General features: G+C 47.3%; 16 protein-coding genes. 2 read left to right on the forward strand and 14 right to left on the reverse strand.

Annotated features, from left to right (window positions below; translation table 11 throughout):
* Positions 1 to 18 precede the first annotated feature (18 nt).
* The 10 genes from BSQ33_RS01850 to glyA all read right to left on the reverse strand — a co-directional run bounded on the left by BSQ33_RS01850 (position 19) and on the right by glyA (position 12,830).
* Entirely contained in the window at positions 19 to 552 is a 534-nt protein-coding gene (locus BSQ33_RS01850) for a DUF5943 domain-containing protein (protein WP_088133131.1), read from the reverse strand.
* A 45-nt stretch (positions 553 to 597) separates the two neighbouring features.
* Positions 598 to 1,575 (reverse strand): dipeptidase, encoded by a 978-nt coding sequence (locus BSQ33_RS01855; protein ID WP_072961454.1) that lies wholly within the window; start codon positions 1,573 to 1,575, stop codon positions 598 to 600.
* 279 nt (positions 1,576 to 1,854) lie between these two features.
* Positions 1,855 to 3,000, reverse strand: coding sequence for a GlxA family transcriptional regulator (locus BSQ33_RS01865; RefSeq protein ID WP_088133133.1), 1,146 nt, complete (start codon positions 2,998 to 3,000; stop codon positions 1,855 to 1,857).
* Positions 3,001 to 3,767: 767 nt separating this feature from the next.
* Complete coding sequence (locus BSQ33_RS01870; RefSeq protein WP_088133134.1) at positions 3,768 to 5,147, reverse strand: L-serine ammonia-lyase; 1,380 nt, start codon at positions 5,145 to 5,147, stop codon at positions 3,768 to 3,770.
* Positions 5,148 to 5,365: 218 nt separating this feature from the next.
* Entirely contained in the window at positions 5,366 to 6,232 is an 867-nt protein-coding gene (gene purU, locus BSQ33_RS01875) for a formyltetrahydrofolate deformylase (protein WP_021021281.1), read from the reverse strand.
* Between the two features lie 52 nt (positions 6,233 to 6,284).
* A complete protein-coding gene (locus BSQ33_RS01880; RefSeq protein WP_088133135.1) occupies positions 6,285 to 6,950 on the reverse strand; it encodes a sarcosine oxidase subunit gamma in 666 nt (221 codons plus the stop codon).
* Positions 6,943 to 9,960, reverse strand: coding sequence for a sarcosine oxidase subunit alpha (locus BSQ33_RS01885; protein ID WP_021021279.1), 3,018 nt, complete (start codon positions 9,958 to 9,960; stop codon positions 6,943 to 6,945). Before BSQ33_RS01885 ends, BSQ33_RS01880 begins: the two co-directional genes overlap by 8 nt.
* Before the next feature lie 11 nt (positions 9,961 to 9,971).
* On the reverse strand, positions 9,972 to 10,262 hold the full coding sequence (locus BSQ33_RS01890) for a sarcosine oxidase subunit delta (RefSeq protein WP_021021278.1): 291 nt from the start codon (positions 10,260 to 10,262) through the stop codon (positions 9,972 to 9,974).
* Positions 10,263 to 10,279: 17 nt separating this feature from the next.
* Complete coding sequence (locus BSQ33_RS01895; protein WP_021021277.1) at positions 10,280 to 11,533, reverse strand: sarcosine oxidase subunit beta family protein; 1,254 nt, start codon at positions 11,531 to 11,533, stop codon at positions 10,280 to 10,282.
* Between the two features lie 31 nt (positions 11,534 to 11,564).
* Positions 11,565 to 12,830 carry a serine hydroxymethyltransferase gene (gene glyA, locus BSQ33_RS01900; protein WP_088133136.1) on the reverse strand — a complete coding sequence of 422 codons (1,266 nt, stop codon included), beginning with the start codon at positions 12,828 to 12,830 and terminating at the stop codon, positions 11,565 to 11,567.
* A gap of 413 nt (positions 12,831 to 13,243) precedes the next feature.
* On the opposite strand from glyA, the gene asnS reads away from it, so the two are divergent.
* Together asnS and BSQ33_RS01910 are read left to right on the forward strand one after the other, a co-directional pair.
* A complete protein-coding gene (gene asnS / locus BSQ33_RS01905; RefSeq protein WP_021021275.1) occupies positions 13,244 to 14,644 on the forward strand; it encodes an asparagine--tRNA ligase in 1,401 nt (466 codons plus the stop codon).
* Positions 14,645 to 14,904: 260 nt separating this feature from the next.
* A complete protein-coding gene (locus BSQ33_RS01910; protein WP_021021274.1) occupies positions 14,905 to 16,095 on the forward strand; it encodes an amino acid aminotransferase in 1,191 nt (396 codons plus the stop codon).
* Between the two features lie 86 nt (positions 16,096 to 16,181).
* On the opposite strand, the gene BSQ33_RS01915 is transcribed toward BSQ33_RS01910, so the two are convergent.
* The 4 genes from BSQ33_RS01915 to BSQ33_RS01930 form a co-directional block, all read right to left on the reverse strand.
* On the reverse strand, positions 16,182 to 16,565 hold the full coding sequence (locus BSQ33_RS01915) for a VOC family protein (protein WP_021021273.1): 384 nt from the start codon (positions 16,563 to 16,565) through the stop codon (positions 16,182 to 16,184).
* A gap of 79 nt (positions 16,566 to 16,644) precedes the next feature.
* A complete protein-coding gene (locus BSQ33_RS01920; RefSeq protein WP_021021272.1) occupies positions 16,645 to 19,203 on the reverse strand; it encodes an EAL domain-containing protein in 2,559 nt (852 codons plus the stop codon).
* Between the two features lie 157 nt (positions 19,204 to 19,360).
* Entirely contained in the window at positions 19,361 to 20,608 is a 1,248-nt protein-coding gene (codA, locus tag BSQ33_RS01925; RefSeq protein WP_088133137.1) for a cytosine deaminase, read from the reverse strand.
* 173 nt (positions 20,609 to 20,781) lie between these two features.
* The gene (locus BSQ33_RS01930) at positions 20,782 to 22,671 is read right to left on the reverse strand and encodes a methyl-accepting chemotaxis protein (RefSeq protein WP_088133138.1); all 1,890 of its coding nucleotides are present in this window, start codon (positions 22,669 to 22,671) and stop codon (positions 20,782 to 20,784) included.
* Positions 22,672 to 22,864 lie beyond the last annotated feature (193 nt).

Consider the following 22,864-nt stretch of genomic DNA (forward strand, 5'->3'; position numbering starts at 1 on the left):
TTGTATTTATATGTGTGATCAGGCGACCGGTGAGACGTCGAAGATGCCGTGGTCACACCCATCTTCTGCTGCACTCTGGACCTGTTCTGCCTGAGTTTGTACCGTATACCCCAGACTTTGGGCGATTTGGTCAATCGCACCGGCAAACCAGCCTGTGAACATGTAATCCACTTTGCGGTTCACTTTGCCGTACTGATAAACAAAGGCTGAATTGTCCAGACGTACCCGGGCGCTTCCCTCGGCAATATTCAAATGCTCGATGGTGAAAATACCCCAGCCACGTTGAGATAATCGATTCATATAGTGTTCGAAGACGTCATCCCCTTCGATACCATGAGCTTCCGCTTCTTTTTCACACCAGTAGTAAGCCGATTTGTAACCTGCTTTGTAGAGGATTTGTGCATAACGCTCAGCACCCATTTCTTCTTCAATCGCCATATGGTTGTTGACGAAGAAATGACGAGGGACATAAAGCATTGGCAGCGCGTCGGTTGTCCAGACACCGGTCTCATCATCGACCAGTATTGGCATTTCAGGTGCGTGTACTCCCATTTCGGATTCTCCTTTTCATTTGCGGTTCAACGCCATGACGGTGGTTTATTCACCCCACACGTCACCTAAAACACGAAGCCAGTTTTCGCCCATAATTTTCCGGACTTGCGTCTCAGTAAAACCATGCCGTAACAGCGCGTCAGTTAAGTTAGGAAACTCACCAAGCGTACGAATACCTTCCGGGTTGATAATCTCGCCAAAGTTAGTCAGGCGACGGGCGTAGCCCTTGTCGTGAGTTAACCATTCAAAAAAGGGCTGGCCATGACCTTGCGTAAAATCGGTCCCGATGCCGATTTGATCCTCGCCAACCAAATTGAATATATAAGCAATTGCTTCCACGTAATCTTCAATGGTTGAATGAATGCCGTTTTTCAAAAACGGGGCAAACATCGTGACACCGACAAAACCACCGTGATCCGCGATGAACTTCAGTTCCTGATCTGATTTATTCCGTGGATGATCTTTGAGTCCGCTGGGCAGGCAGTGGGAGTAACAGACAGGTTTTTTCGACGCGAGAATCACTTCTTCTGAAGTTTTTGCGCCCACATGAGACAGGTCACACATCACCCCGACACGATTCATTTCCGCCACGATTTCATGACCGAAACCGGATAAACCACCATCACGTTCGTAACAGCCGGTTCCCACGAGGTTTTGCGTGTTGTAACACATCTGAACCACCCCAACCCCTAAATCTTTGAAGACTTGTACGTAGCCAAGCTGATCTTCATAGGCATTCGCATTCTGGAAACCCATCATGACACCGGTTTTTCCTTCCTGCTTCGCCCGGCGAATATCGTCGGTGGTGTGTACTTTGGTCACAATATCGCTGTTTGCTTCAATTAGATTGTTCATCTCAACGATGTTGTTGACTGTATTCTGGAAGCCTTCCCAGACTGATACCGTACAATTTGCCGTCGTGATTCCGCCTTTACGCATATCTTCAAATAAATCACGATCCCATTTCGCTATCACGAGTCCGTCGATAACGATCGCATCATCATGCAATTCCCTTGAGTCCATTTTTCACCTGATTCATTTCACTGTGAGCTTGGTATTCAGAATAGGTATTCCTGCAACTGAGTAGTGTTCTGAAAACGTCACTCAGAACACCTTTTGCGTAACTTGCTACGTCGTTTTCGGGCAGTTTTTCGGGGTTAGTTTTGGGGGTGTCGTTTTGGTTTATCTTTGCAAATACAGACATTCAGCTGAGGTGATTCAGCAGCGGTTCTTACAGATGGTTCTTACAGACAGACAAAAGCCGCCGGAATATCCGGCGGCCTGACAGAAAGGCGTATAGAATCAGACTAAAACCGAACCATAAGTCGGTTCATACTGTGCTTCATATAAGGCGCGTGAAGAGCGAAGACTTGGGACTTCAAATACAGAAATATCGGCCTGAACCGGATTATCTTCAACCACATCAGGGGTCAGCAGCACATTCTCGAGTTCCGTTTCACCGTGACCAAGACGTTCAGCCCGTGGTGAAATACCAATATGAATACGATAACACTTACTGAAATGCGGCGATGAAACAAATCCGCATGCAGTTGCGATATCAATAATTGACATCGAAGTCTGACGTAACAACTGTCTGGCTCGGAACAGTCTCAATTTCAAATAGTATTTTGACGGAGGACACTGCAAGTATTTCTGGAACAGTCGCTCCAACTGTCTGCGCGACAGTCCGACATAGGCAGCCAGCTCGTCAAGCTCGATGGTTTCCTCAATATTCGCTTCCATCAGCGTAATCGCTTCAACCAGTTTCGGTTGCGCAGTTCCCAAAACATGCCGCAGCGGAATGCGCTGATAATCCGTTTCACCCCGGATTCTGTCGCAAATAAACATCTCAGAGATACTGGCAGCCAGCTGATGGCCGTAATCGCGTTTAATCATGTTGATCATCATATCCATGGGTACCGAGCCGCCGGTACTGGTCATGCGATCACGGTCAATCACAAACAAATTATTGGTACATGAAACGCGAGGATACGCTTCCTGCAAGGCAGCAATACATTCCCAATGCGCACTACATTCATAGCCATCCATGACACCGGCATCAGCCAACAGATAAGGACCGGTACAGACCCCACCAAGGTTGACGTGCTTACGGGCCAAAGACTGAACCCAGCTCACCTGACGGCGTGTATAACTCCGGGTAATATTGACGCCACCGACAACAATCAATGTATCTAACTTTGGTGCGGCATTGATTGATATATCCGGCGTTACAGTTATGCCATCACTCGCCGCAACCGACTCTCCGTCTTCTGTGATCGTATACCAATCATAGAGTTCTTTACCACTGAGCTGATTCGCCATTCTTAACGGCTCAACCGCTGATGCCAAGGCGATCATGGTGAAATTATTTAACAGCAAGAAGCCTATACGACTAACTTCCTTTTGCGGATATTCTTTTTTGAGTGAGCTATTTAATAGTGCTGACATTGCGCGACTCCATTTTGCTTTGTAATAGTGGAGAACATTTTTAACAATTAGTTAACTGTAAATACCTTACAGAAACAAATTAGCAACATTTATACCTTAAAATAAACACGCCTCCCTCTAAAATTCATCTATTGACTTGACAAAAATTGATCGAAGTCGCAAAGGCAGAAAAGAGAGGGAATACAGCCGATTTTCTGGCAGGACCAGAAGGGAAAATGGGTCACTAAAATATGAAATTTTTTGCAACTAACTTGCATAAAGTAAGGGGGGTGCACCAAGATGACTCATCGGCTCACCCTAAAATGGCGCACTCAGTGAGCCCAGCGCAACGTTGGGATGCATCTCTTTGATATACACAAGATTGAATACCATAATCAACGACTGCTGCAAATGAATGTTCCAGTAAATATTTGGATGAGACGACCTTGGGTTGAATGGCTGTATGTTGAATAGATGCGTACTAAATCGATGGGTCTTGAATAAAACCGAGAGCGGATGACAACACTAGGGGCTGTTGACCTTTCGTGATGGTTTTTGCAGCAATTTATCGTGCATTTAGTCAAGGCGGGTCATGTGAAGTGTAGCGATCTACATGAACCATGACCTAACGCTGGATAAATGAGCGACAAATGCTGCCCAGAGGGTTCATCTGAACAAAATTCAACCACGAACGGTCAACAGCCCCTACCAAAACCATATTGAGACAACCATGATACGAAGACAATCATCTGTGAATCATTGATTCTGCCAGTGCAATATTGATTGGTTTAACACTCGATGGCATTTACCGCCAATCCGCCACGGGATGTTTCTTTATATTTATCCTGCATATCCCGCCCTGTATCTCGCATTGTACGAATCACTTTATCGAGTGAAATGAAATGCTCGCCATTCCCCCGTAACGCCATATTCGCGGCATTAATCGATTTCACCGCAGCAATCGCATTACGTTCAATGCAAGGGACCTGAACTAATCCACCAACGGGATCACACGTCAGCCCCAGATTGTGTTCCAGCGCAATTTCAGCGGCATTCTCGACTTGCTCGGGCGTCCCGCCAAGCACTTCGGTCAATCCTGCCGCGGCCATCGCACTGGCAGAGCCGACTTCTCCCTGACATCCGACTTCAGCACCGGAAATCGAAGCATTCATTTTACACAAAGCACCGATGGCACTGGCGGCCAGAAAATACTTATTGACGTCTTCGGCTTTGGCTTTCGGATGAAAATGCATGTGGTACATCAATACGGCTGGCATAATCCCTGCCGCGCCATTAGTTGGTGCTGTCACCATCCGTCCACCGGCAGCATTTTCCTCATTGACCGCCAACGCATACAGATTGACCCAGTCCATACCACTTAGTGACGTGTATATCACGTTGTCATCGCTGGATTGGATTAAGGAACGATGCAAAGACGCAGCCCGTCGCTTCACCTGCAATCCTCCGGGCAGAATCCCCTCTTGCTCAATGCCGTTGGCAATACATTCCTGCATCACTTGCCACAGCTGTTCAATCCCGGCATTGATTTCCGGGACTGTCCGCCAGGTTTGCTCATTTTTCATCACCAATTCACTGATGCGCAGTTTGTGTTGTTGGCAAATCTCAAGTAGCTCTTGCGCCGTCGAAAACTCGTAAGGGAGTTTGACCTGTGGTGTGACATATTCCGTTTTCTGAATCGATGCTTCATCCAGCACAAACCCACCGCCGATCGAATAATAAGTGTTGTCGCTCACAACGGTATTATCCGCGCCATAAGCCGCCAGATACATCGCGTTGGGGTGATACGGTAAGGCTTCATCAATAAACTGCAAATCGGTATGCCAGTCAAAAGAAATGGTCTTCTGTTTTGCCAGCCGCAACGTGCCTGTTTCTAGTGTCGCTTTGATTGCCGGCTCAATGGCTACAGGGTCAATGGTATCCGGCTGATATCCCATCAGCCCCATCACAGCAGCCTTATCGGTGCCGTGCCCGACCCCGGTAGCACTGAGCGAGCCGTATAATTTTATTTCAACCCGTTCAATCCTGGCCAACAATTGCTGACTCACCAGCGCTTCAGCAAAAAGACTGGCGGCTCGCATTGGGCCAACAGTATGGGAACTGGATGGTCCGATGCCGACTTTAAACAGATCAAATACGCTGATACTCATGACTCGCTCCTACAAAAATCCGTTTCTTGTTTTATGCTGAATTATTGGTGATTCAGAGCATGAAGACATGCTTTAAAACGACATCCTGACCACTGATGTCGACGAGAAAATGATAAAGGGAACCCATTGGTTCCCTTTATCATTTTATAGCAGAGCGTTGCCTTTCTTGCTGCCCAAAGGGTTCATCTGAAAAAATTAAACCATGAAAGAAACAGCCCCTAGTTACTAAAAACAACTGTTCGGTTACCACTGAGAAAAACCCGCCGCTCGACATGATAACGGACGGCATTAAACAAGGTAATCCGCTCGACATCCTGCCCTTTCGAGATTAAGTCCTCAGGATAATGCGCATGATCAACCGACTGAATCCCCTGCGTGATAATCGGGCCTTCATCGAGGTCGTTATTCACATAGTGCGCCGTTGCCCCAACCATTTTTACACCTTTTTCCCAAGCCTGATGATAAGGACGAGCCCCTTTAAACCCGGGAAGCAACGAGTGATGAATATTAATCGCCCGACCATCTAGAGCAGCACACATTTCAGGGGACAGCACCTGCATATAGCGCGCTAATACCACTAAATCGACCTGATATTGTTCAACCAGTTGCAAAATCTGCGCTTCCTGCTCGCGTTTGGTTTCCGGTGTGATCGGCAGATGGTAATACGGAATATCATGCCACTTGGCCAGCGACTCTAAATCCGGGTGGTTGGAAATAATCACCGGCACTTCAATATTGAGCTGGCCGGTCCGGTAGCGAAACAGTAAATCATTCAGGCAATGGTCAAATTTCGAGACCAGTATTGCCACCCGATCTTTTTTCGTCGCCGGATAGAGTTGCCAATTCATCTCAAATGGCTCGGCTCTTATTGCAAATTGTTGATTAAACCGTTCAGGAGAAAAGTTTTTATCTTCCGGCGTAAACTCGATCCGCAAAAAGAATTGATCAAGCACCCGATCATCAAATGAATGGATCTCATTGATATAATTTGCCGATTCCGCCATAAAACGGGTGACGACATCAACCGTACCTAAACGGCTGGGACAGCTTGCTGTCACAATCCAAGTGTCAGAAGAAGGCTTCATTCGTTACTCCAGTCAAAACTGCCGGGTCAAAACCCGGCAGTGTCGTCACTTATTATTTTTCAATGGATAAACCATATTCTTTACCGGCATCCGAGAGCCATCGCCAGATATAGTCCGCGAAACTACGACGGACAATAATTTGCCAGCGTTGCTCATCAGCCCGGCGGAACACCGCCGAGCTTTTCGCCAAGACAGAACCGGCGGTTTTCCCAACCGGAAATTCTTTCGGATGCACATCCAGTGTGGTGCTTTTCTTCAGTATATTGACCGCCTGAGGACCACTCAGCTCAATGATTGTCTGTCCACTGCTCTGATTGACAATTGAAAAATGCCCGGCAAGATGGTCACGCAGCGCAACCTCCACCGCGTAAGCCTGCTCGCCCGGAACCAGAATCAACCATTCATCAGGCCCCATCCAGCAAATGGCTTTATCATCTTCCTCTGATGACGTCAGCGGCAGCGTTGGTAACGACAGTCCCAACACTTTCTCCACCGCATCAACCAGTCCTTGATCGTGACTGTCACCTCTGAGTATGAGGTGCCCCAGCAGAGCGACCTCTTTCATTGTGACACCGGCAGTCGTTGCGTGCGATGCAACCGATGACTTTTTACTCATATGCAGTGGGGTTTGGGTAGGCACCGACGCATATTGATCCATGACCGCCACCAGATCAGCTTCAGGCGCTTGTTGTTTTTCAGGGCTTAATACATCAGACATTCTGGCGTTCTCCTTCCGGATCAAAAAATACAGCGCTACAAATTTCAGCTTCAACGACTCGTCCGTCAACCAATGGGTAATAGACCTTTTCTCCCATCCGTTGCAGGCCGTTTTTCACAAACCCCATCGCAATACTGCGATCCAAATTTGCACTCCAGTAACTTGAAGTCACATGACCGAGCATCTCCATCGGTACTGGCTGATTCGGATTACTGACCGCTTGTGCGCCTTCAGGGAGCACCACTTTCGGATCGATGGTTTTCAGGCCAACCAGTTGTTTACGGCCTTCACGGGCATTACTTTCCAATGCCATACCACGCTTACCGATAAAGCTGAACGGTTTCTTGTTCGCGACACACCAGCCCATATTCAAGTCGTACGGTGTCACGGAACCATCGGTATCCTGTCCGGCGATAATGAAACCTTTTTCGGCCCGCAGAATATGCATGGTTTCTGTTCCATAAGGTGTCAGATTGTATTTTTCGCCATGCTCAAACAGCTTGTCCCAGACATATTGGGCATAGTTTGCCTGGACGTTAATCTCAAACGACAGCTCCCCGGTAAACGAAATTCGGAAGATACGGGCGGGCACGCCAGCAACATGCGCTTGTTTCCAGTCCATAAACTTGAAGTGCTCGTTACTGAGTTCGAGATCCGTCAGTTCAGACAATAACTGACGACTGTTTGGTCCGCCGATAGTCATGGTCGCCCAGTGGTCCGTAACACTGGTGAAGTAAACTTCAAGCTCCGGCCATTCGGTCTGATGATAGAATTCCAACCACTCAAGTACCCGCGCAGCCCCACCGGAAGTGGTCGTCATCAGGAAGTGATTCTCACCAAGGCAAGAGGTAACACCATCGTCAAACACCATGCCGTCTTCACCACACATCAAGCCGTAGCGACATTTACCGACGCTCAGTTTTGCCCATGCGTTGGTGTAAACACGGCCGATAAATTCCCGGGCATCTTTACCTTGAATATCGATTTTACCCAGTGTGGAAGCATCAAGTACACCGACGCTTTCACGGACGGCTTTGCATTCACGGTTCAATGCTTCTTGCATCGTTTCGTTACCGCGTGGGTAATACCATGGGCGTTTCCACTGACCGACATCTTCAAACTTGGCACCGTGGGCAACATGCCATTCATGCATTGCCGTATACCGCATCGGGTCAAACAGCTCATTGCAGTGGCGCCCCGTAATCGCACCGAAGGTGATCGGTGTATAGTTCGGTCTGAAGATAGTTGTTCCTGTATCAGGAATGGTCTGCCCTAGCTTTTTGGCGGCAATCGCCATGCCGTTGATGTTTCCCAGTTTGCCCTGATCCGTCCCAAAGCCCATTGCGGTATAACGTTTCACATGTTCGATTGACTCAAAGCCTTCCAGCGTTGCCAGCTCAATCCCGGCAGCGGTGACATCATTCTGATAATCAACAAACTGTTTTGGTGCACGTGAGGTCGGTTTGGTATGGGGCACATGGAAGAGCGCCATCGCCGGACCTTCTGTGATGGTGGCAGCTTGCGGCACTGCCACTTTTTCCGCGGTAAAGCCAAGCAGTTCTGTGACTTTGTGACCAATCGATACCCCTTGCTTCAGCACTTCGTCCAGACTGAACAAACCGTTGATAGACCCTGCGGTCAACTGACGCTGTATCGTTCTTCCGGGGATAAAACCAATGACGCTGTCATCCCAGATCGGACGGCTGCCCGTATGACAAGACAAATGAACAACCGGACTCCAGCCACCTGAGCTGGCAATCGTGTCACAGGCTATGGTGCGAACATTGCCAGTGACCTTGTCCCCTTCGCTGTCGATACTTGCCACAACCGCACCAGAGACGCGCTTCTTGCCTTCCACATCAATCACAGCGCTGCCGGTCACGACCGCAATCCCAAGCGCTTTCGCCTGATCGATCAGATCACCTTGGGGATTCGGCCGTGTATCCACAATTGAAACCACTTCACGCCCGGCATTCAACCAATCGATCGCGGTCTGATAAGCACCGTCATTGGTGGTCATCAAGACCAGCTTCTCACCCGGAACAACACAGTAGCGGTTGATGTAGGTTGATACAGCAGATGCCAGCATACAGCCGGGAACATCGTTATTGCCGTAAACCAACGGACGCTCATGTGCTCCCGTCGCCAGAACCACCCAACGGGCACGGACCCGGTGCAGACGCTGGCGAACCTGATCCGGTCCGGCACGATCCGCTAAGTGATCGGTTTTCCGTTCGTGAATCGTCAGGAAGTTGTGATCGTGGTAACCATTCACGGTCGACCGTTTGAGCAACATGACATCCGGATACGTTTCCAATTCAGCAACCACCGTCTGCACCCATTCCAGTGCCGGTTTACCCTCGATGACATCCTGTGAGCTTAACAGGCTGCCACCGAATTCATTCTGCTCATCAGCGATAATCACTCTCGCACCGGCACGCGCAGCACTCAGTGCAGCGGTCAGACCGGCAGGACCGGCACCAACCACCATCAAATCACAATGTTGATTGAGGTGATCGTAAATATCCGGGTCATTCTCCACCGGAGAACGCCCAAGGCCAGCTGCTTTACGAATATATTTTTCGTAAGTCGGCCACATAGACGCCGGGGACATGAACGTTTTGTAATAGAATCCCGGCGGCATCATCTTCCCGCTGAATTGACCGAAAACACCCATCCAATCTTTTTCAACGTTCGGCCAGCCATTGGTTGACGCACAAACCAGTCCATCGAATAGTTCTTGTTGCGTTGCCCGCACATTCGGTACCTGTGTGGCTTCACTGGCACCTAACTGTAAAATTGCATTCGGCTCTTCTGCACCGGCTGCCACAATACCGCGCGGGCGGCTGTATTTAAAACTACGACCAACGATGTCAATCCCATTAGCCAATAATGCCGAGGCAACCGTGTCCCCTTTGAAACCCTGATAACGACGACCGTTATAAGTGAAATTCAGCGGTTTTGAATGGTCGATACGTCCACCTGACGACAAGCGATTTTTTTGCTTCATTGTTCCGCTCCTTAGCCCTGTTTCGCCATGCTTTCAGGTTGCTCACCAATTTTATAAACCTGCTTGATTTCGTAAGTCACTGTATCGCGGGACACATTGAAAAACTTTCTGCATCCCAGTGCGTGATACCAAATCTCATGGTGTAACCCGCGAGGGTTATCCCGGAAATGGAGGAACTCCCCCCACTCTTTATCTGAACATTGTTCGGGGTCAAGCGGACGAGAAATATGTGCCTGACCTTTCACATGGAATTCTTCTTCTTCCCGCACTTCATGACAGTGCGGGCAATAGATGTGAAACATAGAATGCTCTCCTTCGCTTAGTGTGCTACGCCCGCAGCGCCATGCTCATCCACCAATGCACCATCGTGGAAGCGGAACATAGAGAATGGTTTTGCCAACGCATTGGCTTCACCTTTTGCCAGTGTTTCAGCAAAAACATGCCCGGATCCGGGCGTCGCTTTAAAGCCACCGGTTCCCCAGCCACAGTTGAAAAACAGATTCTCGACTGGCGTATCTGAGATAATCGGACAGGCATCATGTGTGGTATCCACGATACCGCCCCACTGACGGTTCATGCGGACACGACTAAAGATTGGGAAGAGCTCAACAATCGCCTGAAGCGTATGCTCAATCGTATGATATGACCCACGCTGTCCGTAACCGTTATAACCATCGATACCTGCACCGATGACTAAATCACCTTTATCAGACTGACTGACGTAGCCATGAACGTGGTTAGACATCACCACGGTATCCAGAATTGGTTTAATCGGCTCAGAAACCAACGCTTGCAACGGGTGAGACTCAAGCGGCATGGTAAAGCCAGCCATTTTTGCCATCACGCCCGAGTTACCGGCCGTTACACAGCCGACCCGATTGGCTTTGATGATGCCGTGACGGTTGGTTTTCACCCCGACAATCGCACCATCTTCAATCACCATATCGGTGACTTCACATTGCTGGAGTAAGTCCACGCCATAACTGTCTGCCCCACGGGCATAACCCCATGCAACTGCATCGTGACGGGCGACCCCGCCTCGTGGTTGCCATGATGCCCCCATCACGGGGTAACGACGATTCTGTGAACAATCCATATGCGGGACGATTTCTTTTACCTGCTGGGCATCTAACACTTCACCGTCGATGCCGTTGAGACGGTTCGCATTGACCCGTCGTTCAATATCACGCATATCCTGAAGGGTATGCCCGAGATTCAGCACACCACGCTGAGAGAACATCACGTTATAGTTCAGATCCTGAGACAAACCTTCCCAGAGTTGCATGGCATGTTCATAAAGATGAGCGGCCTCATCCCATAGATAGTTCGAACGAACAATGGTGGTGTTACGAGCGGTATTTCCGCCACCTAAATAACCTTTTTCAATCACGGCAACATTGGTGATGCCATGCACTTTCGCTAAATAATAAGCTGTCGCCAAACCGTGACCACCGCCCCCGATGATAATGACATCATATTTCTTCTTGGGCTTGGGATTACGCCAAACGCGCTGCCAGTTTTCGTGATAGGCCAGACTGTGTTTCAACAGTCCAAATCCAGAATAACGCTCCATAAATACTACTCCCAGACAATCCTTAGCAGACTTAGCGATACACAGGGAATTCAGCGCAAAGCGCGATAACCTGTGACTTAACTTCTTCTATTGCTTTCTCCAGCTTTGCTTCGTCATCAAGGACATCGAGAATGTCCGCGATCCAGCCGGCCAGCAGTGTACATTCTTGCTCTTTAAATCCTCGCGTCGTCACAACCGGAGACCCAATCCGCAACCCAGACGTCACAAATGGTGACTGAGGGTCATTGGGAACGGCATTCTTATTCACGGTAATGTTTGCTCTGCCAAGTGCAGCATCCGCGGCTTTTCCGGTTAAGCCCTGCTTAATTAAACTCAGCAAGAACAGATGGTTATCTGTCCCGTCAGAGACGATATCGAACCCGCGACCACTCAGCACTTCAGCCATGACCTGAGCATTGAGAATGACTTGTTGCTGATAGGTTTTAAACTCCGGCTGAAGCGCTTCTTGGAAAGCAACCGCTTTCGCCGCAATCACATGCATCAACGGGCCACCCTGACCACCGGGGAAAACGGCTGAGTTGAGTTTTTTCTCCAGTTCTGGATTGCTTTGTGCCAAGATCAGGCCACCACGCGGACCGCGTAATGTTTTATGCGTTGTGGTCGTGACAACATCAGCCCATGGGACGGGATTAGGATAAAGTTTGGCAGCGACCAGACCAGCCACATGCGCCATGTCAACGAACAGATATGCATCAACCATATCGGCAATTTCACGGAAACGAGCCCAATCCACTTTTCTTGAATAAGCGGAGAAACCGGCAACAATCATCTTCGGCTGATGTTCTTTCGCCAGACGCTCGACCTGATCATAATCGATTTCACCGGTTTCAGGATTGAGACCATATTGAACCGCATTGTAGATTTTTCCGGAAAAGCTGACTTTCGCCCCATGCGTTAAATGCCCGCCATGATCGAGGCTCATTCCCAAAATCGTGTCGCCCGGATTACACAGTGCCATGTAAACCGCAGCATTCGCCTGAGAACCGGAGTGAGGTTGTACATTGGCGTAATCGGCACAGAAAAGACGACAAGCACGCTCGATAGCCAGAATTTCTACCTGATCGACGAACTCACAGCCACCGTAGTAACGTTTCGCCGGATAGCCCTCGGCATATTTATTTGTCAGTACAGAGCCCTGTGCTTCCATGACACGCGGACTAGTATAGTTTTCTGATGCAATCAGCTCGATGTGTTCTTCCTGTCGCTTTGCCTCAAGCTGCATTGCCGCCCATACCGCATCATCGAAACCGGCTATCGAATCATTCTTTGTAAACATTTATTTTTCTCCATGCTGACCTTTATTCAGGGCATATCGTCCTTACCCGCTGATGTTATCGGCTGACCTCTATGTCGATATGTTTCGAAACGCCTCACCGATGTCGATTTGCGACATAGCGGTGAATAAAAAATCAGTCCTGGGAATACGATTCAGCCAGCGAGAGTCTGTTGAAAAGTGACTGAAATAGCACAAAGTTCAACCATGACAGCTGAAGATGGCTTAAAAACGTCATTCATGGAGACGCTTCTCCGCGTTTCTTCACGCTAAAGCATTCAAGAGTCATTGATTTTAGTGTATTGTTAAGCATCCACTGATGCTGGGGAAGAATGACTGTCAGAGACTGCCCCAACACTTTCGGCATAAGATTTTGATTTGTAATAATTAATTAACTAAAGGATACAAACACTACTATGACGTACGCGCCTGTTGTTGACGTATTAAGCGGTAAGCTTGCAGTTGACAGTGAAGTTACTGTCCGCGGCTGGATCCGTACACGTCGTGATTCCAAAGCCGGAATTTCGTTTCTTGCCATTTATGACGGCTCTTGTTTCGACCCGATTCAGGCCGTGGTCCCGAATAATCTCAATAATTACAATGAAGAAGTTTTAAAGCTGACAACGGGTTGTTCTGTTGAAGTGACCGGTCAAATTGTTGCGTCTCCGGCCAAAGGTCAGGACTTTGAACTCGCGGCAACAGCCGTTAAAGTCGTCGGATGGGTTGAAGATGCGGATTCTTATCCAATGGCGAAAACACGTCACTCGATTGAGTACCTGCGTGAAGTCGCTCACTTGCGCCCGCGCACCAATGTGATTGGTGCCGTTGCCCGTGTGCGTAACTGCCTTTCTCAAGCTATTCACCGTTTTTATCACGAACAAGGATTTTTCTGGGTTTCTACCCCGCTGATCACCGCCGCTGACTGTGAAGGTGCTGGTGAAATGTTCCGTGTTTCAACGCTGGATCTGACCAACCTGCCCCTGACTGAACAAGGTGATGTGGACTTTAATGAAGATTTCTTCGGTAAAGAAACATTTTTGACCGTTTCAGGTCAGTTAAACGGTGAAGCCTACGCGTGTGCATTAAGCAAAATTTACACCTTTGGCCCGACATTCCGTGCTGAAAATTCCAACACTAGCCGCCACTTAGCGGAATTCTGGATGGTCGAGCCCGAAGTTGCATTTGCAGAGTTGAATGACATCGCTAAGCTTGCTGAAGATATGCTCAAATATGTCTTTAAAGCAGTGCTTGAAGAACGTCGTGATGATCTGGAATTCTTTGCCCAAAGAATCGACAAAGATGTGATTAGCCGTCTGGAAAACTTTGTTGAATCAGATTTTGCACAAGTTGATTACACGGATGCGATTCAAATCCTGTTGGATTCCGGTAAAGAATTTGAATTCCCGGTTGAATGGGGCATCGACATGTCTTCCGAACATGAACGCTACCTCGCTGAAGAACACTTTAAAGCGCCGGTGGTTGTGAAAAACTACCCGAAAGATATCAAAGCCTTTTATATGCGAATGAATGATGACGGCAAAACCGTTGCCGCGATGGATGTACTCGCACCGGGCATTGGTGAAATTATCGGTGGTTCTCAGCGTGAAGAACGTTTAGACATTCTGGATAAACGGATGCTCGATATGGGGATCGAACCAGAAAGTATGGGCTGGTATCGTGACTTACGCCGTTATGGCACGGTTCCTCATTCAGGCTTTGGCCTCGGATTCGAACGGTTGGTCTCTTATGTCACCGGCATGGGTAACATCCGCGATGTGATTCCGTTCCCGAGAGCACCACGTTCGGCTAACTTCTAATCCGAAGCGTCGTTTTAACCTGCAAAATGCCATCGTTTACGGTGGCATTTTTTATTGCTCCTTTGATAATTGTTAGTGAGGGCAAAACGCTGAAAGGTCGTTTTCCATGCACGAAAAACAGAATCAGCAATTATTTAACTTTTTTCACCGTGTGACGGTTGTAACAAGATCGCCATAGAGGTATAAATAATTGCATCACGATGTCACGAAACTGGCATAAAAATTCACTATTTCCTTTCAATTTTACACGGATGAAAAACATGTTTGAAAAAGTTGTCGCTGCACCGGCCGATCCGATTCTCGGACTCACTGAAGAGTTCAAAAGCGATCCCCGTTCAGAAAAAATCAATTTAGGGGTTGGGATCTATAAGGATGAGTCCGGTCAAACCCCGATCCTTGCGACAGTAAAAAAAGCGGAAGCCATACTGCTCGAATCAGAAAAAACCAAGTCTTATCTGACCATTGAAGGTATGGCTGATTATGCACTGGCCGTGCAAAAACTCCTGTTTGGAGCAGATGCGGAAATCGTCACCAGTCAGAGAGCCAAAACGTCTCAGGCACCGGGCGGAACCGGTGCGCTCCGTGTGGCGGGTGAGTTCATCAAACGTCATATGAGTGGCGCTAAAATCTGGATCAGCAATCCGACTTGGGCGAACCATAATGGCGTATTCAAAGCTGCCGGTCTCGAAATCGCGCAATACAGCTACTACGACGCAGCCACCAAAGATAAAGATTTTTCAGCGATGGTTGCCGACCTGCAAGGCGCACAAGCTGGCGATATTGTTTTATTACACGGTTGCTGCCATAACCCGACCGGTATCGATCCAACGGCTGAAGAGTGGGAAACGCTCGCGAAGCTAGTGGCAGAGAAAGGATTGATTCCGCTGTTCGATTTTGCTTATCAAGGCTTTGCAAAAGGGGTTGAAGAAGATGCCGCAGGTCTGCGTATTTTTGCCCGCTACAATAAAGAACTCCTTGTCGCCAGCTCGTTTTCGAAAAACTTCGGGCTGTATAACGAACGGGTTGGTGCATTCACACTGGTGGCAGAATCAAAAGAGATCGCAACGACTGCATTTTCCCAAGTGAAAGGCATTATTCGCTCAATCTACTCGAACCCACCGGCTCACGGTGCTGCGGTTGTCACAACAATTCTGAATCATCCGGAACTCTATGCCGAGTGGATTCAGGAAGTCGCAGAAATGCGTGATCGCATTCAGGAAATGCGTGATCTGTTTGTTGCAACGTTGAAAGAGCAAGGTGTTCAGCAAGACTTCAGTTTCATTGCCCGTCAAAATGGCATGTTCTCATTCTCTGGCCTGAGCCCTGAGCAAGTGGCACAGCTAAAAAATGAGTTTGGTATCTATATTGTCGGTTCAGGAAGAATTAGTGTCGCGGGTATGACCAAGAACAATATGTTGCCATTGTGTAAGGCGCTCGCTGCGGTCATTTAAATCGTTGCGACGGTATCAATAGCCTATTGGTGCCCATAAAAAATATCCCGGAAATCTCCGGGATATTTTTTATCAACAGACGGATATCATGAAGCAATACGATAAACGGCACACAGTTTATTACCGGACGGATCGCGCAGATAAGCTAGATATAACTTCCGCTCACCATAAGCACGTACCCCTGGTGGATCTTCACAGGTAACGCCACCATTTTCGACGCCCGCCTGATGCCACGCATCAGCTTGTTCTGGGCTTGAAACGTTAAAACCTATCGTCATCCCATTCCCCGGTGTTGCTTCCTGACCATTAATGGGCGGTGTAACAATCAGAATGCCCTCGGAGTTGGCATACATGCAACGCCCCTTCTCATCAATTACGCCTGCCGGGTAATCTAAAGTAGCCAAAATTGCATCATAAAACGTTTTCGATTTTTCAATATCGTTTGAACCAACGACGATGTGACTAAACATGATATATCCTTTTGTGCATAGAAACTGCTTCATCTTGCAATAAGGATATCCAGCTGTCTAGGGGCTGTTCTCATAAATCTTAATGAGGCTGACAGTCCCAGCGCTTCGAAGAGCGTATTCTTTGCTGAATCATTTCAACACTCATGGGTTTGTCAAAATAATATCCCTGAACCAGACACCCTGCCGCTGTCTGATTAGTCAATGCCAGCAGCTGCGCATGAGTTTCGACACCTTCAGCAACCACACCAAAATGGGCTGACTGCCCAATCGCCAGTATGGTTTTAATCAGAGCACGACTCTCTTCACTACATAACATTTTATCGATAAAGCTTTTATCAATTTTAACCTCATCAATCGGGAGCTGGCTAAGATAACTCAGGGAGGAATAGCCTTTGCCAAAATCATCCAGCGAAATACGAATCCCAGCCCGTTTCAAAGAGAATAACACCGCTTTGGCCTGCTGAAACTCGCGGATAAAAACACTCTCTGTAATTTCAATATGGATACGGCTGACATCAATCCCTACGTGCGTAATGATCGCCACAATGTCATCGACAAATCCCGGAGTCAGAAGCTGTTTAGCGGAGACATTGACATTCAGACTTAACGCATAACGCCCATTCGGGCTCAACGTCAGGACTTCGCGGCAAGCGCGTTCAAAAATATAGTTCCCCAAGGTATAAAACAGGCCGGTATCTTCCGCAATATGGATAAACTCCTCTGGTTTCACCGTCCCAAGCGTATCATTATTCCACCGCACCAAAGCCTCAAGACCAAGTACATTCCACGTTTTGACATGGACTAACGGCTGATAGCAAATAAACATTTCATGTTTACGTAAGGCATGTTGTAGCTGCGCTTCAATCGCAAGAAAATGTTGTAAATGTGCATGAATCTCCTGATTGTAGAAAACGACACTCCCCCTCTGTTTTTTCTTCGCCTGATACAGCACAACGTCGGCTTTATTTAATAATTCCTCGGCAAGTTGTCCATCATCGGGGTACAAACTTGCGCCGATACTACATGTCGTTTGTAATTGTGTTCCGCTTAATTCAAAAGGCTCATCGAACACCCGTTGTATCCGCGAGACTTTATGTTCCGCATCCGCTTTGTGAGAGAGTGCAGAAAAGCAGAAAACAAACTCATCTCCTCCGAACCTTGAAACCAAGTCATGCTCACCCAGCAAATGACGAAAACGCTCAGCGACGTTCATTAATAACTGGTCGCCTACTGCATGGCCATAGGTATCATTAATTTTCTTAAATTCATCCAGATCAACAAATACAATGACCAGATATTGCACCTGAGATTGCGCACGCAGTCTGAATATTTCCTTTTTAATCCCCTTTAAAAACATCATTCGGTTGGGTAATGAGGTCAATACATCATGCATGGCCATAAAATGCATTTGATCCCGGGAATCTTCTACATGCTCAATATGCTGACGAATCTTTTCCTGATATCGGTGGAAGCGGCCTGCAATCAATCGACCGATATAAAAAGACAGTAGTAAAACGATACCTGAGAACAATACGCTGAAAATGACGATATTCCATAAGGCCTGATCACTTTTCTGTTTGATCTGGGTGAATTTCTGCTGGAAGTAACCATCAAAACGCACCATCGGGAATCCGGCGACAACATGCCATCCCCAATTCCCCAGACTTTCTATATAAAGCATGGATTCATCGCCCACCGAGCTGTCACTGAACATCATCTTTCCGCGCACGAAACGATTGGGAAGATGTGATTGTACCAATGACTGCCAAGTATTGGCGTCCCCTTCAGGGGACAATATGTTTTTCAACTGTCTGCCTATATAAGTAGATTCATTATCTGCCAATACGCGACCATTCTGATCAACCACCGCTATCATATACGCACCACCGTTTTGGTGGCGAACATGTTCATAAGGGTATTGATTAATCCACTTCAGTAATGACTGTTGGACGTTGTGTTCCATATCCGCGACATTCTCAACCGCACCGACAACCCACCCCAATGGAGAGAAATACTTGCCAAATCCCATTTTCTCTCTCTGGCTTGGCTTCGACAGAGATGAGGGGAATTGGGACTGAACATCCCAACGAAAAAAAGATTCTCCCTGACGTTCAATCTGTCTCAGAAAATCTTCCGAGACCGAGGTATCGGGATGGAAAGAGGCAGGTAACAGTTGAATATTGTCTGGCTGTGCACGCAACATTCCCGACTGATGACGGGACTGAATAAAGAAATAGCCAGAACGAGGGAGCTCGCCTTGGGATTGAAGCGCTTGTGTGACCGCGAGTTTAATTTCTTCCGGAGAAAGAGCATTGTTTTGATGATAAAGATGACGAATGAGCTCATACGCATCGTAAACCCGTTGACGGACTTGATACTGAAGGTGTTGCATCAAGTAAGCCTTTTGTCGGTCAAATTCTTTATGAATTAATGCGACATGCTGCTGCGTCAGCAACTTCTCTGAGAGCATCATTTCATGGTACAACGCACTACTATTATCAGCTAACCGTTGCCGATCGGCTTCATATAAATAACCGTTCAGCACAAGTGCCAAACAACCAACAACAAATATTGGTGCCAGTTGAATAATCCACAATAAATGTCGCTCATTTTCCAAAGGCGAATTTGCACGATTCATAGCCGCGAATTCTCAAATCATATTTAGCATTGTTTTTTAACCGCCTCCCAACTACCGCGGAAGGCTTAATAAAATACGCATCATCAATTTATTATTTAATAAGTTATTTATAGCAGGTTAACTTGTTTAGATTACAAAATCATCAACAATGTTGCCCTCAAGAATTGATTTTAACCAAGTGTCTCAATATTGATGGCTGACGCTCAATAAGGACTTTTCCGGCTCTGACTGACCAAAGCACATCACTCTGATTTCTCACAACAGAGACATCATCAGTGCCATCCAAAATAATCAGATTCCCGGGTTTCCCTTCCGCAATCCCATATTGATCAGCAATATTTAACACTTGAGCACCATGGTCGGTAATAAAACTTAATGCGTTCACTAAATCTTCATACCCCATCATATGGCAAGCATGAATGGCAAAATCTAATTCACGTAATAATTTCCCATTTCCTAAGGTGTACCATGGGTCTTGTATCGAGTCTTGCGCTAAGGCAACATTAATTCCTGCTCGATGAAGTTCCTTGACCCGAGTAATCCCTCGCCGTTTCGGAAATTCGTCAAAACGTCCCTGTAAATGCATATTCTCCGTCGGACAGGAGACGAAATTAATCTGTGACTTTTTCAGTAAGCGAAATAATTTGGAACAGTAGGCATTATTATACGAGTGCATAGCCGTTGTATGACTGGCAGTGACCTTAGACCCCATATTCTGTTCTAACGCGACCGTTGCCAGAACCTCAAGAAAGCGAGAGTTTTCATCATCAATTTCATCACAATGCACATCGACCAACTTGCCGTGTTGACGGGCAAATTCGACCACCCAGTGCATCGACTCAACACCGTATTCCCGGGTAAATTCAAAATGCGGAATACCACCGACGACATCAATGCCAATCTCTAATGCTTTTTCCATCAATGCCTTACCATTCGGGTAAGAGAAAATACCTTCCTGAGGAAAAGCCACGATCTGTAAATCAAGATAGGGCTGAAGGATCGGTTTCAGTTGGTTAATCGCTTTCAGCGCGGTTAATTCAGGGTCGGTCACATCAACATGAGTACGTATATACTGCACCCCATTGGCAATCAACAACTCAGCCGCAGTCAGTACACGTCGTTTGACATCATCGATATCCAGCAATGCCTTTCTTTCCGCCCAGCACTCAATCCCTTCAAAGAGCGTACCACTCATATTCCAGCGCGGCTCACCAGCAGTCAACACCGCATCTAAATGAATGTGAGGTTCAACAAACGGGGCGCAACATAATTTCCCCATGGCATCAATATCCGCATGGTCCTCAAGCAGACCAGACTGCAATTGAATCTTTTGAAATATCCCCGCTTCAATTTGAATCGAGTATAGCCCTTCAGAACCTCTTAAACGTGCATTGATAATTTTCATCTTTTATTTCCCTTTATCATCTTTTTTATGACAACTTTGTCCATAAACTTGCCCATAAACATAAACATAAACATAAACATAAACATAAACGAGCTCATAAAAAAAAGAACCCCGCTCAAAGGTTGACCGGGGCTTTCTTATTATGTGACAGTCATTGAATGATTGACCACATTTCAGAGTTTGAAGCGGGAGATTTCTCGTCCCAGCTCGGTCATCAAACGATGGACTTCCTGCGCTTCTTCGGCCGCCAATTGCGCTTCATGGGTCATCTGATCGCTCACTTCCCGGACAGACTCGGTATTCCCATTAATATCCGCAGTCACCAGAGACTGCTCTTCTGCTGCGGAAGCGATCTGGGTTGCCATGTCACTGATCAGCGTGATTGATTCACTAATCATTCGCAGTTTGTCACCCGTGTGATTGAAATCTTGTACACTGTCATCAACCAAATGATGACTGGCCTGCATCACCTCGACTGCATTGTTAGTGACTTTCTGTAATCCTTCAATCTTCGACTGAATTTCTTCTGTGGATGCATGTGTTCTTTGCGAAAGTACGCGCACTTCATCGGCAACCACGGCAAAACCGCGCCCTTGCTCACCCGCTCTCGCCGCTTCAATCGCAGCATTCAAGGCTAACAGGTTGGTCTGTTCGGCAATCGCCCGAATCGTCGAAAGAATGGTTGAGATTTCATTCGCATGAACTTCCAGATCACCGACAATCCCGGCCGCATGTGTCAGTTCTTCAGCCAACTGGTTAATCGACTTCAGGCTCTTTTGCATTTGCGCATAACCTTCCGTCCCCAGCTCGACTGACTGATTGGCACTTCTCGCTGTATTGTCAGCATTACCGGCAATCTCAGCCGTCGCAGAAGCCATTTCAGTCACCGCCGTTGCGACCATGGTGATTTCATCTTGCTGGGTCTTCAACTGCTGACTACGTGTTTTCGCAGCCGATGCCGCACTGTCTGCTTTCTCATTCAGGGCAACCGACACATCGTGAACTTTCTTCACCATCGTATGAAGCCGATCGACAAACTGATTAAATCGGTCAGCCAGCATACCGACTTCATCCTGACGATTAACGTCCAGACGTTTGGTCAAATCTCCATCACCTTCGGCAATTTCAGCCAGCGCTTCACTAATGTCACCAATTGCTTTGAGCTGTCGAGAAAGTACCCATGATATCAATAGGGCAATGACTATCAGGATCACCACCGCAATGATGATTTGATTCAGCAACAACGAATTCATCGGTTTTTCCAACGTGGCCTGATCCATAATCATAATCAGCATCCAGTCGGTGTGTGCAATATTCTGCCCCATCACCACTTTATCTTGACCGTCGATATCGACGAACAGTGGTTTCCCGGAATCAGCGGCCTGAGACAAAGACTGAGTATTCAACTGTGGGATCGCGTCACGGATAGGTTTCAGGATCAGGTCTTTGTTCGGATGAGCAACGACTGTCCCTTTCTTATTCACCAGAATCGAATAGCCGTTTCCCAATACTTTCATATTTAAGACGTCGTGGATCAACTGATCCAACGCCAGATTCGACGCTGCAACGCCAATCAACTGACCATTCTGCCGAACCGGATCGGCCAGAGTCACAACTAGCTTTTTCATCGTCACACTGACATACGGATCAGTGGTGACGGCTTCGTTCTTTGACTTCGCCAGTTTGTACCAGCCTCTGACTCGGGGATCGTAACCGGGTTTGTTCAGCGAAGGATCTTGCCGGAACATCTCCCCTTTCTCGTTACCGTAATAACTCAAACCGAATCCACCAGATTTCAACGTTTGTCTTAAATGAGGGACGACATCTAAAGACGGATCGCGTTCGATTTCTGCTTTTAATCCTTCGATGGCCAGTTGCTTGTCATGAAACCATCCGGCAATGCCTTTCGCATAAGCCTGTAATGTATTACGACTCTCACTCTGAATCGCACGCCAACTGTCTTGCTTAAATGATTGATAGCTGATGACAACTAAAATAGTTGCTGTCAATGTAATTGCAGCAACCACAGAAAGAACAATCTTCCTTTTCAAACTCAATTGCATAGGAAGCACTCCCTAAGTTTGTGAAATATTTTTATCTGTTATTTACATCAATAACTTATAATGAGGAGACGGAGGAATCGCGGTCCCCTGTCCATAATTTTTTTGATTACTGATTCAATTTTTACGATCTACCCAATTCTTACATCCGACTCATTTCGCATTCACTGATACTTTTATTTCCTCGCAATAGATA

Source organism: Vibrio gazogenes, from assembly GCF_002196515.1.
Taxonomy (GTDB): domain Bacteria; phylum Pseudomonadota; class Gammaproteobacteria; order Enterobacterales; family Vibrionaceae; genus Vibrio; species Vibrio gazogenes_A.